Source organism: Nocardia sp. NPDC004340, from assembly GCF_053602575.1.
In genome coordinates this window covers 1-12,012 of sequence record NZ_JBSGDW010000019.1, presented here as the reverse complement: position 1 = coordinate 12,012, position 12,012 = coordinate 1, and the positions used below count along the sequence as shown (strand labels likewise).

Sequence of the window (12,012 nt, the reverse complement as noted above, 5' to 3'; positions counted from 1 at the left end):
GAACGCACCGATGAACTCCGTGAGCGCCTTTCCCTGGCTCACCCTGCTGTGGGCGGTGCCGCTCGGCGGGGCCGCGCTCGCGCTGCTGTTCCCGGCGGGACAGCGGGCCGCGGTGCGGGCCTTCGCGCTGATCGTCTCGCTGGGCACGCTCGGCATCGGTGTCTGGCTGGCCACCCGGTTCGAAACCGGTGGGGCGCAATACCAATTCGTGGAGGACCGGAAGTGGATCCCGGCCTTCGGGGCGGGCTATACGGTCGGCCTCGACGGGATCGCGCTGGTACTGGTTCTGCTGACCGCCGGACTGGTGCCGCTGTTGCTGATCGCGGGCTGGCAGGACGAGCGGGAGGTCGGCACCGGGCCGCGGGTCGCGCACTACTACGTGGCGCTCACCCTGGTCGTCGAATCCATGGTGCTGGTCTCGTTCACCGCCTTGGACATTCTGCTGTTCTACGTGTTCTTCGAGGTCATGCTGATCCCGATGTACTTCCTCATCGGCGGCTTCGGCCCCCGCACCGGAGACATGGCGCTGCGTCAGCAGCGGGCGCGGGCCGCAGTGAAGTTCCTGCTGTACAACCTGTTCGGCGGACTCATCATGCTGGCGGCGGTGATCGGGCTCTACGTCATCACCGCGCGGGAGAAGCTGGGCAGCCAAGGCGGCGGCACCTTCGACTTCCGGACCGTCATGGAGGCCGCCAACTCCGGGCAGCTCGGGGCGACGCCCGCGGTGCTCAATGCGCTGTTCCTCGGATTCATGTTCGCGTTCGCGGTGAAAGCGCCGCTGTGGCCGCTGCACACCTGGCTGCCGGACGCCGCGGTGGCGGCCACCCCCGCCAGCGCGGTGCTCATGATGGCGGTGGTCGACAAGGTCGGGACCTTCGGCATGCTGCGCTACTGCCTGCTGCTGTTCCCCTCGGCCACATCGACATATGCGCCGCTGATCAGCGTGCTCGCGGTGATCGGGATCCTGTACGGGGCACTGCTGGCCATCGGGCAGACCGATGTGATGCGGCTGATCGCCTACACCTCGATCTCGCACTTCGGATTCATCATCCTGGGCATCTTCGCGCTCACCACCCAGGGCGGCACCGGGGCGACGCTGTACATGATCAACCACGGCATCTCCACCGCCGCGCTGTTCCTCATCGCCGGATTCCTGGTGTCGCGGCGCGGATCCCGGTTCATCGCCGACTTCGGCGGCGTCCAGAAGGTCGCGCCGATCCTGGCGGGCACCTTCCTCATCTCCGGCCTGGCCACGCTGTCGCTGCCCGGACTCGCCCCGTTCATCAGCGAATTCCTGGTGCTGATCGGCACATTCACCCGCTACCCGGTAGCGGCCGTGATCGCGGCCTCCGCCCTGGTGCTCGCCGCGGTGTACGTGCTGTGGATGTACCAGCGGATGATGACCGGCCCGGTGAAGGAGGGCAACGAGCGGCTCTACGACCTGCTGCCGCGCGAATTGGTCGTCGTGGTCCCGCTCATCGTCGCCCTGCTGTTCCTGGGCGCGTACCCCAAGCCGGTGCTGGACCGGATCGATCCGGCCGTCGCCCGCACCCTCACCACCATCGGACAGCACAATCCGGCCCCGGCGGTGCAGCCGGAAGCCGCCCAGACGAACACCGGAGGTGCCCACAAATGAGTGGAGGTCTGCTGCTCGCCGCGACGGTCCCGGCACCGAGCATCGAATACCGGTACCTGTCACCGATGTTGATCGTGTTCGGTGTCGCGGTCGCCGGGGTGCTGGTGGAGGCGTTCGCGCCGCGCGCGTCGCGCTATGTGATCCACCTGGTGCTCGGGCTCGGCGGGATGGCGGTCGCGCTGGGCGCGGTCATCGGACTGCGCGATGTCCGGGCGACCGCCGTGGTGGGAGCCGTTGCCATCGACGGGGTTTCACTGTTCCTGCAGGGCACCATCCTGGTGGTCGGCATTCTCGGACTGCTCTTCATCGCCGAGCGGCGGGCCGACCGGATGCCGGTGCGCCGCGAAGGACCCGGCACCTGGAGTCTCACGGCTTCCCGCGGCGGGGTGGACGCCTTCACCCCGCAGGCCGCCTCCACACCCGGCAGCCTCGACGAGATCGCCGCCACCAAGGCGGGAATCGCGACCACCGAGGTCTTCCCGCTCACCATGTTCGCCCTCGCCGGGTTGATGCTCTTCCCCGCCTCGAACGATCTGCTGACCATGTTCGTGGCGCTGGAAGTGCTGTCGCTGCCGCTGTACCTGCTGTGCGGCCTGGCCCGCCGCCGCCGTCTCCTCTCCCAGGAGGCCGCGCTGAAATACTTCCTGCTGGGCGCGTTCTCGTCGGCCTTCTTCCTCTACGGAATGGCACTGCTCTACGGCTACGCGGGAACCATCCGGCTGGCGGGTATCGCCGACGCGGTGGCCCGTGACGACGGCAAGTCGCACACCCTGGCCGTCATCGGCGTCGCCATGCTGGCCGTCGGCCTGCTCTTCAAGATCGGCGCGGTCCCGTTCCAGTCCTGGGTTCCCGACGTCTATCAGGGCGCGCCGACCCCGGTCACCGCGTTCATGGCCGCCGCCACCAAGATCGCCGCAGTCGGTGCCCTGCTGCGCGTGCTGTACGTCGCTGTCCCCAACCTCCGCAACGACTGGCGCCCGGTCTTCGCGGCGGTCGCCATCGTCACCATGGTCGTCGGCGCGATCCTCGCCATCACCCAGACCGACATGAAACGCATGCTCGCGTACTCCTCGGTGGCGCATTCCGGTTTCATCCTCACCGCCATCGTCTCCGCCACCACCGCCGGCATCTCCTCCACCCTCTTCTACCTGGCGGTCTACGGCCTCGGCACCGTCGGCGCCTTCGCCCTGGTCAGCCTGGTCCGCGATGAAAACGGCGACGAGGCAACAGCTCTCCCCGCCTGGGCGGGGATGGGCCGCCGCTCCCCCTGGCTGGCCACCACCTTCTCCCTGTTCCTTCTCTCCTTCGCCGGCATCCCCCTCACCAGCGGCTTCATCGCCAAATTCGGCGTCTTCGCCGCAGCCACCGGCGGCGAAGCGGCAACCCTGGTCATCGTCGGTGTCATCTCCAGCGCCATCGCCGCCTTCTTCTACATCCGCGTCATCGTCCTGATGTTCTTCACCGACCCCCCCACCAACCCCCCCACCGTCGTCTACCCGACCCTGACCAGTACGGTCATCGCCCTCACAGCCGCATCCACTTTGGTCCTCGGCATCTTCCCCCAGCCCCTCCTCGACCTCGCCAAGAACGCGGCATCCCTCACTCACTGACCCGAACACAGACAAGCCGTTGGGCCCGCTGCGAATTTCGCAGCGGGCCCAACGGCTTCCAGTCGCCCCCAAGAATCGGGGCACACAATCTGACATACGATCGCTTCACAGTCGATAGCCTCGGGACCGCTACACCTCCCGAACCGGGGGACTTCTCAGTGTCCAAATTCGAAAAACGAACAGAAGCTCGCGGAACACTCGCTGCCGCCGTGCTTTTCACAGGGTTGGCTGCAGCCAAGGGCGCGGCCGTCGCCGCGCCGGACGCCTTGCAGCCCGTTGCGACAACCGGGTCCTCGAGCGCGTCCGCGTCGGCCTCGGCGGACCCCATGCCGTGGGTCTACGCGGGGAACTCCGCACTGTGGGGGTCTCCCGACGTCGCCATGCTGACCGACGTCGGTGAGGCGCGCGGCGTGCGCATGACACTGCGTGCGATGTTCGGCCCGCCTGGCGCGAATCCCTCTGTCGGATAGAGCGTTTCGGTTAAACCGGTCCGCATCGGACGTCGAAGCGGTCGCGGACGGTGTCGAGGGTGTGGCGGAAGTGCTCCTCGTCGCGGTGGTGGGTTCGAAGGAAGTGGGCGGTGTCGGTGAGGCGCCGGTGGGGTGGGTACCAGCGGTCGTAGTCGAGGCCGCAGTGCAGCAAGGCCGAGGGGCCTAGCGCGTCGTAGACGAGGCTCAGGTTGTACAGGTGCAGGGTGAGGCCGGCGTAGGAAATGACGCTGGCGATGCGTGTCTTGGTTCGCATGTCGTCCGCGTCGGCGGCGTAGAGGGGCAAGTCGCGGAGTTTGTTCCGGAACATGAGGTGGGTGAGGAAGTAGCCGGCGAAGGATTGGAATCCGAATGTCGAGGAACGGGTTTGGACCGATAGCACGGAACCGCTGGGCGATCGGTACGGCTCGTAGGGGGTGTTCGCATGCAGCAGGTAGCCGGTGCAGTTGATGATCCAGCTGCCGGGCGGGATGGCCTTGGTCTCGCCGCTACGGAACTCCAGCTCGACCGAGCCGTTATGGTCGACGGCGTCGCGGAGGTGGTCCATGACGACGGAGTGCAGGCCCTCGCGGATGGTCCGCTGCTCCGATTCCGACAGCAGGCCCACGAAGAAGCCATCGGCCTGCGGGGTGACCGACAATCCGGCGGTGGCCATCAGCCAGGCCTGGACCGCGGCCTCGTTGGTGCCGTCGAAATGGCGTGCGATGTCGATGAAGAGCCGGTTCGGCATGACGCCGCCCCACCACCGGCGGATCCCCGGCGGCACGATCCGATCGCGATTGACGAAGAGGGTGCCGGGCCCGGCGACCAGGTTCACCTGCCGGTCGGGGCGGTTCGTGATGAGCGCCGCGGCGGTGTCCATGGCGGTTTTGCCGCCGCCGATGATCCACACCGGAGCGTCACTGCTCGCTATTTCATCGCTACGCACGTCGCAGTAGTTGGGTGACACCGAGCGAACACGGTCGCTGGATACCTGCAACGGTTCCATCGGCACCACATTCATGCCGAACGCCTTGATCAGCTTGTCCGCCTTGATGATCAGCGGCGACCCGTCCGATTGCGTGCAGGTGACATGCACACCGTCGGCGGCTTCCTCATGGGACACGTAATCGCAGCCGAAGTACTCCGCGACGCGCACCCGTTCACCGATGACTCGCAGACAGTGCTCGAAATGCTCGATCACCTCGGTCCGCGTCGCAAGGTAGGAAGGTTCCTTCCGCAGCGTCCACTTGATGTCGCCGACCGTGAACAGCGGATGGGGCTGGTGCAGCCGGACGTAGGGATACGCGTCGACCCACATGCCGCCGACCCCCGGATGCCGATCCACGAGCGCGATGGTCTGGTCGGCCCGCAGATACCGGCTCGCGACGAACATCGCGTTGAGCCCCGCGATCCCCGCCCCGACGACGCATACGTCGCACGTCCGGGTGGGAACTGACCCGTAGTCGGAAGTATCCATAGCTAACTCCCTGCTATTGCTGATGGAACCACCGCCGATCCTGGATGTCAACGAGTCCTACGGTCTCGATCCAACGACGATCGGCAGTTGTGGAACGGGCCGGTCGAAGGCTGGATAAACGGTTGACTTGGAGTGCGCTCCAGATTCTAGGTTTGGGGCATGAGCAGAATTCTGATTACGGGTGCCAATAAGGGAATCGGGTTCGAGGCGGCGCGGCGGCTCGTGGAGGACGGGCATACGGTGTATCTCGGGAGCCGGGATGCCGGGCGGGGGCTGGCGGCGGCGGAAGCGGTTGGGGCGCGGGCTGTTCGGATCGATATCACCGATGATGAGTCCGTGCGCGCGGCCGCAGCGGAGATCGAAGCCGAGGGTGGGCTGGACGTGCTCATCAACAATGCCGGGATTCAGGCGGAGATGAGTGCGGACGGGGGTGTGTTGGGGGCTGGGGAGATGACTGCCGAGATCATGCGGGAGACGTTCGAGACCAATGTTTTCGGGACGGTTCGGGTATTGGAAGCCTTCCTGCCGTTGCTGGAGAAGGCGGATGTGCCGGTCGTGGTGAACGTGAGTAGCGGGCTCGCGTCGTTGCACAGGCTCGCGTCGGAAGGGGATATGGTCAATCGGTATCCGGGAGTCGCGTATCCGGCGTCGAAGACCGCGGTGAATGTGCTGACGATTCAGTACGCCAAGGCTTTTCCGCGTATTCGGATCAATTCGGTGGAACCGGGATTCACCAGTACCGATCTGAACCACAACCTCGGGCATCAGACGGTGCGGGAGGCGGCGGAGATCATCGTGCGGATGGCGCAGATCGGGGCGGACGGGCCGACGGGTGGGTTCTTCGACGCGCAGGGCCCGCTGGCCTGGTGATCGGGTGGGTCAGATGGTGATTCCGACGATGTGGCCGATGGCGTAGGTGGTGACCATCGCCAGTGCGCCGCCGGCGAGGACGCGGATGGTCGCGCGGGCGACGGGAGCCTGTCCGAGGCGCGCGCCCACCGCGCCGGTCAGGGCCAAGGCGGCCAGGACCGCGCCCATGGTGAGGGGAACCCGGATCGCATGGGGCGTCAGGATTGCCAGGAGCGGGAGCAGTGCGCCGAGGGTGAAGGACAGGGCCGAGGAGAGGGCCGCGTGGAGGGGGTTGGTGAGGTCGTCGGGGTCGATGCCGAGTTCGGCCTCGGCGTGGGCGGTGAATGCGTCTGCGGCGGTGAGTTCTTCGGCCACAGCCTGCGCGGTGGCCGGAGACAGGCCCTTGGCTCGGTAGATGGCGGCCAGTTCGGCGAGCTCGGCTTCGGGTTGTTCGGCCAATTCGCGGCGTTCGGTTTCCAGCAGGGCGCGTTCGCTGTCGCGTTGGGTGCTGACGGAGACGTACTCGCCGAGGGCCATCGACACCGCACCCGCGGTGAGTCCGGCCACGCCCGCGGTCAGAATCGCGGTGCTGTTGCTCGTCGCGGCCGCGACACCGACGACAATGCCCGCGACGGAGACGATTCCGTCGTTCGCGCCCAAAACGCCCGCACGCAGCCAATTCAGACGAGTGGCCAATCCTGTCGCATGCGGTTCGGCGGGATGCGCGAGCGCCACCGAACCGGTCATTTCGTCCCTCACCAGGGGAACGGTAGTAGTTCACAACGTTTGCCGCCAGCAAAGAAAGGCTCACCGAAATTAGGTAATGCATTGCATATCAAGGGCTTTCGGAGTGGTCTACACCCCGGGTGATCCGCGACACGGCGATCGCGACACGTTTGCGACAAGCAGATTCTCGGTGGATTCGGGCCATGCGCGACGCGGGTTGGCCGTAGCGTTGTCTTCGGCGCCAAGCGGATCGGGTAAGAGAGCGGCAGGATGCGGCCACAACCGTCAGCGATCGGATACCTCCGGCACGATGTGTCGGGGGCACAGCAGCAGTGGGACGAGGCTCAGATCCAGCATCTGGCTCGTCGGCTCGGCTATGACCTGTGCAAGACGGTGGTCTTCGGTCCCGAGACCGATCGGCCGTTGGTCCGGGTCCGCACCCTGGTCTCCCGCATGGAGGCCGACGCGGTGATCATCCCGAGCCTCGCGCACTTCGACGGCCACATCCCCGATGACATCGTGCAGGTCGCCGACATCATCACGGTGAGCCCCGAAAACACCTACGCGCGCTGGGCGATTCCGCCGGTGGAATGATCCGGAGTGCGTCAGATGCCTGCCGCGCGCACCAAACTGTCCGCCAGTCGCGGCGACACCGTGGACAGCAGCCGCAAGGCCGCGGCATACGTGGGATACAGCTCGACCGGACGGTCACGCACCGCGGTGAGCACCCAGCCGGCGGCCTGCTCCGGCGTCAGCGCGGCCTGGGCGTCGTAGTCACTGGTCGGGCTGATCATCGGCGTCCGCACGAGCGGGAATCCGATTGTGGTGACAGCGATTCCGGTGTCGTGGCATTCCGCGCCGAGACTGCGCCCGAACGCGGCCAGCGCGGCCTTCGAGGCGTGGTAGGCACTGAACTTGGGCATGACGCCGGCGGTGGTGCCCCAGGTGCCGATGTTGATGATGTGGCCGCTGTTCGCCTCCCGCAGTGCGGGCAGCAGGGCCAGGGTCAGGCGAACGGGCCCGAAGTAGTTCACGGCCATGGTGCGCTCGTAGTCGTGGGCCCGATCGGTGGCGTCGAAGGCATTGCGTCGAATGGACCGCCCCGCATTGTTGACCACGATGTCGGGCGTGCCGAAATGTTCGAGCACGGTGGCCGCCAGCTCGCAGACCTGGTCGGGATCGGTGAGATCGCAGGGCATCGGGTGGGCGACGCCGCCGTCGGCGGTGATCGCCCCGCAGGTCTGCTCGAGCCGCTCCCGGTCCCGGGCCACCGCGAGGATCCGCGCGCCGCGGTCGGCCAGCAGATTCGCGGTCGCTTCGCCGATGCCCGAGGACGCGCCGGTCAGAATCACGGTACGGCCGTGCAGATCCGGTGTGCTGGTCGCGCTGACGATCGATCGGATCGAGGGCGTCGGCTGCAGCAGCGCGGAGGCCAGATAGTTCTTCATAGCGGTACCCGTCGTCGGTGGCGAGGTCGGCGGATGCGGGTAGCTGGATCTCGACCCACACGAATTGACTAATCGGTAAATTACGACGGGGGCAGTTCGCTGTCAATCAGCGACGGCCATGCGCCGGCCCTCGAGCTCGGCACATGGCCGTCAATGAACCCGCTAGTCGGCCTCGATGACCTCGCGAACTCTCTTGGCGAACGCATCGGGCTGTTCCATGAACCCGGCGTGGCCGCCTGGGAAGAGAGTCGGCTCGATGCCCAGCTCGGCACCCAGGGCGCGCGAGGTGCGATCGCAGAACAGGTCGGCGGACTCGTCGCCGATGCCGATGAGGATCGTCGTCGGGGTGGCGCGCAGCGCGTCCAGGGCGGGCTGCCAGCCGGAGGTGGTGTGCAGTTCGTGGCGGTAGAAGAAGTCGTCGGAGGCGATGGCCCGCGGGTCCCGCTCGCCGCCGAACATCTGCTGCAGCATCTCCTCCGGCATGTACAGACCGGACATCTCACCGAACTTGCGCATCGCGCCGATCGCGTCGCCGGTGTTGTACACGTCCACGATCTCGTCGGTCCGCGCCCGCAGTTCTTCCCGGTTGTCGAGCAGTTCGCGCAGCGGCGGCTCGTGCGCGATGAGCGTCGACACCAGCTCGGGCCGGTCGATGGCGAGCGCCAGGCCGGTGATCGCGCCGCCGCTGGATCCGATCACCACGGCCGGGCCCTGACCGATGTGGGTGATCACCCGGGCCAGGTCGTCGGCGCGCAGCTCCGGCGTCGAGTCCTTGTCGGGATCGGTCACGGTGCTGCGCCCGTGGCCGCGCGGGTCGGGGCACAGGACGGTGTGGTCGGAGGCGAGCAGTTCGGCCAGCGCGCCGAAGGGGCCGGAGTCCATCGGGGCGCCGACCAATGCGATCAGCGGGCCGCTGCCGCGGACTTCGTAGTAGATGGTGCCGTCGGGCACCGCGACGGTTCCGGAGGTGATAGGTGCGGTCGAGGTCATGGTCTCTCCAAGTGGCTCGGAACGGGACACCTGAATTGACGGTACGACCGCGCCGAATTCATCGCCGCGAGAACAGAAGAGCCTCAGCCGACCTGCCGCCGGGATTCGGGCAGCGCGCAGGCGACACCCTCGGCCGTGCCGAGCGGGCGCACACCCAGCGCCTGGTTCAGCCGCGCCCGCTGGTTCTCCCACGCGATGGCGGCGGTCAGTTCGGTCAACTGGGACTTGTTCATCCGGCTCAGCAGCTGGGTGCGCAGGTGGTCGAGATCCAGGGAGGTCGGTGTAACCGTCATGGCCTCGGCGAAGGCGATCACCAGTTTCTCGGTGTCGCTGTAGGCATCGCTGTCCTGATAGGTCGGCAGGTCGCTGACCTGTGCTTCGGTCAGCCCGCCGAAGTGGGCCAGCGTGGAGCCTATGTCGAGACAGAACTGGCAGTTGACCAGTGCCGCGGTCTTGAGTTCGGCCAGCTCCTTGAGGGTCGGGTCGAGTTTGTTGGAGAACAGCAGCATCGTCTCGTGGAGCAGGGTGCTGATCAGTAGCTGTGGCCGCCGGAGGAGCCAGCCGAACAGATCGGTCTGATTCTTGCGAGCTCGACCGATGGCCTTGACGTATTGAGTGATTCGGGCAATTGCGCGCATGATGCCTCCCCATGGCGTTTCGCGGGATCTTCCCTGCGTATCAGCCTAGGCCGATCCTGCGACGCCTTGTAGTAGCAAGGCGTGTCCGATTTCAGTGATCTACATCTACCGCCCGCGACACTTCCCACCGGATGCCGCACCAGCTTGCGCCTACCCGCCATCGCCACTCCCCCGGTTCCTGTGGTGTGACCCACGGGAACGACGGATCACCGTTGATGGCAGGTGATTTCGTCGGACCGTCCTGTTAGCTTGCGCGCCATGACTGAAGAGGTGCGGCACGGGGTCGGCTTGACTCGGCGGGTGATCGAGTCGGTGCGGACCGAGCCCGGGCGGGCGATGTTCGAGCCTGTTGCGTGGGTCGGCTACACGCCGTGGGTGGCGGGTGAGCCGCGGCCCATGGATAAGGAAGCGTTGGCCGCGGCGGTATTTCCGTCCGGGCGGCCGCTGTCGCCGAGCCTTCGGGAGTGGCTTGCGTTCGATACCACCTTGTTCGAGCGTTGCGGATGGTTCGCGGAAGACGGCGGATTCGCGCCGCGGCCGTTGGACGAGCTGGTCGGCGATGAGCTGGGGCAGCCCTGGGGTGAGGCCTTCGAGGGACTGGCAGAACGCTTTTCGGAGTGTTTCCTGCTGCCGGGTGGGTCGGACTCGCGGCGGGTGCTGGCGGTGGGCGCGGCCGATTCGCTGGGCGAGTACCCTGTGCTCGCTCTGGATGTCGACGACATGCCGTACGCGGGCCTGATGTACCCGGGCTTCGATGTATACGTGGCGGAGGTGGCAGGATTCGTCCAGTGCGAGTTCGAGACCTATACGGATCTGAGCTCGGATGCGGTGTACGGGCGGCGGATGCGGGAACATGCCGTCCGTAGTTTCTCAGGGCAGTTGTGTGCGGAGTACCCCTTCTGATGTTTTCCGCCACGGGTGCCGAATCGTGTGAGAAGGTGTCGTTTCACTCATGATGTCGGTGGACCGCCACCGGTTACCGTGTGGAAGGAATCCGGATGGAGGAGGGCTTGGTGGAGGCGACGTTCGACGTAGCTGGTCTGGTGGGGCATCACTACCGCCTGGACGACTACTACGAGGTGGGCAGGGAGAAGATCCGGGAGTACGCGCGAGCGGTCCAGGACTTCCACCCCGCGCACTGGAGTGAGGACGCCGCCCGGGGGCTCGGATACGCCGGGCTGATCGCCCCGACCACGTTCATCTCCACCGCGGCGATGCTGGCCAATCGCAAGCTGCTGGAGACCGTGCTCGAAGGCTACGACGTGATCGTGCAGACCGATCAGGTCTTCGAGATGTACAAGCCGGTGGTGACCGGCGAGCGGTTGGTCAGCGATGTCGAGTTGTCCTCGGTGCGCCGGATCGGCGGCAAGGATCTGCTCACCATCACGAACACGTTCAGCGACATGGCCGGTGACATCATGCAGGTCATGCACACCACCGTCGTGGGGCTGACCGGCGAGGACGTCAACGCCGACATCAGCGCCACGATCGACCGGGTCATGATGAGCGGGCTCGAATCGACGCCCGCCGCTGCCGCCGACGCGGGCCGCGTGCCGGAGCCGGGTGACGACGCACGGCATTCTCCGGTGTCGCGCCTGCGGACCCCGCTCACGTCGGTGCGATTCGAGGACGTCGCGGTCGGTGACGAGCTTCCCCCTCGGACCGTGACCCTCACGCGCGGCGACCTGGTCAACTACGCCGGGGTCTCCGGTGACGTGAATCCGATCCACTGGCATCCCGAGATCGCCACGCTCGCGGGCCTTCCCGACGTGATCGCGCACGGCATGCTCACCATGGGCTTAGGCGCGGGATTCGTGACCGGCTGGCTCGGCGACCCGGGCGCCATGCTCCGCTACGGAGTCCGGCTGTCGAACTACACGGTGATCGAAGCCGCCACGGCGGGCGTCGTCGAATTCACCGGCCGTATCAAGTCGCTCGATCCCGAGACCCGGACGGCCGTGGTCGTCATCGTCGCGAAGGCGGCGGGGCGCAAGATCTTCGGTCTCGCCACCGCCGACGTCCGACTCGCCTAGCCACGACGTTCCAGGTGGTGTCGCGGCCGGCCGCGACACCACCTGGATGCCGCCGGCGAAGGCGGGCCATACCCAATCCCAGAAAAAAAAATGCGGCGACACCGCCACCCGCGAAAACGGAAAAAAAGAAGAGGG

The 12,012-nt window shown here is 66.6% G+C and carries 12 protein-coding genes; 7 read left to right on the top strand and 5 right to left on the bottom strand.

Annotated elements, in window-relative coordinates:
* The first annotated feature begins 10 nt into the window (after positions 1 to 10).
* The 3 genes from ACWEOI_RS34820 to ACWEOI_RS34810 all read left to right on the top strand — a co-directional run bounded on the left by ACWEOI_RS34820 (position 11) and on the right by ACWEOI_RS34810 (position 3,716).
* Positions 11 to 1,636: an NADH-quinone oxidoreductase subunit M gene (locus ACWEOI_RS34820; protein ID WP_452362330.1), complete on the top strand. Its 1,626-nt coding sequence runs from the start codon at positions 11 to 13 to the stop codon at positions 1,634 to 1,636.
* A complete protein-coding gene (nuoN, locus tag ACWEOI_RS34815) occupies positions 1,633 to 3,246 on the top strand; it encodes an NADH-quinone oxidoreductase subunit NuoN (RefSeq protein WP_433665687.1) in 1,614 nt (537 codons plus the stop codon). The genes ACWEOI_RS34820 and nuoN overlap by 4 nt, the downstream gene beginning before the upstream one ends.
* A gap of 224 nt (positions 3,247 to 3,470) precedes the next feature.
* Positions 3,471 to 3,716: a hypothetical protein gene (locus ACWEOI_RS34810; RefSeq protein ID WP_452362329.1), complete on the top strand. Its 246-nt coding sequence runs from the start codon at positions 3,471 to 3,473 to the stop codon at positions 3,714 to 3,716.
* Positions 3,717 to 3,726: 10 nt separating this feature from the next.
* On the opposite strand, the gene ACWEOI_RS34805 is transcribed toward ACWEOI_RS34810, so the two are convergent.
* Positions 3,727 to 5,244, bottom strand: a complete 1,518-nt coding sequence (locus ACWEOI_RS34805) for an FAD-dependent oxidoreductase (RefSeq protein ID WP_452362328.1) — start codon at positions 5,242 to 5,244, stop codon at positions 3,727 to 3,729.
* A 108-nt stretch (positions 5,245 to 5,352) separates the two neighbouring features.
* Here ACWEOI_RS34805 and ACWEOI_RS34800 point away from each other — a divergent pair, with 108 nt between their 5' ends.
* Positions 5,353 to 6,063, top strand: a complete 711-nt coding sequence (locus ACWEOI_RS34800) for an SDR family NAD(P)-dependent oxidoreductase (protein WP_433665685.1) — start codon at positions 5,353 to 5,355, stop codon at positions 6,061 to 6,063.
* Between the two features lie 9 nt (positions 6,064 to 6,072).
* Here ACWEOI_RS34800 and ACWEOI_RS34795 read toward each other — a convergent pair whose 3' ends face one another.
* Positions 6,073 to 6,789, bottom strand: coding sequence for a VIT1/CCC1 transporter family protein (locus ACWEOI_RS34795; RefSeq protein ID WP_433673351.1), 717 nt, complete (start codon positions 6,787 to 6,789; stop codon positions 6,073 to 6,075).
* A gap of 249 nt (positions 6,790 to 7,038) precedes the next feature.
* Between ACWEOI_RS34795 and ACWEOI_RS34790 the strand changes: the two genes are divergently transcribed.
* Positions 7,039 to 7,362: a hypothetical protein gene (locus ACWEOI_RS34790; protein ID WP_357081858.1), complete on the top strand. Its 324-nt coding sequence runs from the start codon at positions 7,039 to 7,041 to the stop codon at positions 7,360 to 7,362.
* 11 nt (positions 7,363 to 7,373) lie between these two features.
* On the opposite strand, the gene ACWEOI_RS34785 is transcribed toward ACWEOI_RS34790, so the two are convergent.
* The 3 genes from ACWEOI_RS34785 to ACWEOI_RS34775 all read right to left on the bottom strand — a co-directional run bounded on the left by ACWEOI_RS34785 (position 7,374) and on the right by ACWEOI_RS34775 (position 9,844).
* Positions 7,374 to 8,216, bottom strand: a complete 843-nt coding sequence (locus tag ACWEOI_RS34785) for an SDR family NAD(P)-dependent oxidoreductase (RefSeq protein ID WP_452362327.1) — start codon at positions 8,214 to 8,216, stop codon at positions 7,374 to 7,376.
* 162 nt (positions 8,217 to 8,378) lie between these two features.
* Positions 8,379 to 9,206 carry an alpha/beta fold hydrolase gene (locus ACWEOI_RS34780; protein ID WP_452362326.1) on the bottom strand — a complete coding sequence of 276 codons (828 nt, stop codon included), beginning with the start codon at positions 9,204 to 9,206 and terminating at the stop codon, positions 8,379 to 8,381.
* An 83-nt stretch (positions 9,207 to 9,289) separates the two neighbouring features.
* The gene (locus tag ACWEOI_RS34775; protein WP_452362325.1) at positions 9,290 to 9,844 is read right to left on the bottom strand and encodes a carboxymuconolactone decarboxylase family protein; all 555 of its coding nucleotides are present in this window, start codon (positions 9,842 to 9,844) and stop codon (positions 9,290 to 9,292) included.
* Positions 9,845 to 10,102: 258 nt separating this feature from the next.
* On the opposite strand from ACWEOI_RS34775, the gene ACWEOI_RS34770 reads away from it, so the two are divergent.
* A complete protein-coding gene (locus ACWEOI_RS34770; protein ID WP_452362324.1) occupies positions 10,103 to 10,747 on the top strand; it encodes a hypothetical protein in 645 nt (214 codons plus the stop codon).
* A 95-nt stretch (positions 10,748 to 10,842) separates the two neighbouring features.
* Positions 10,843 to 11,877, top strand: coding sequence for a fused (3R)-hydroxyacyl-ACP dehydratase subunits HadA/HadB (locus ACWEOI_RS34765; RefSeq protein ID WP_433665680.1), 1,035 nt, complete (start codon positions 10,843 to 10,845; stop codon positions 11,875 to 11,877).
* The last annotated feature ends 135 nt before the right edge of the window (positions 11,878 to 12,012 follow it).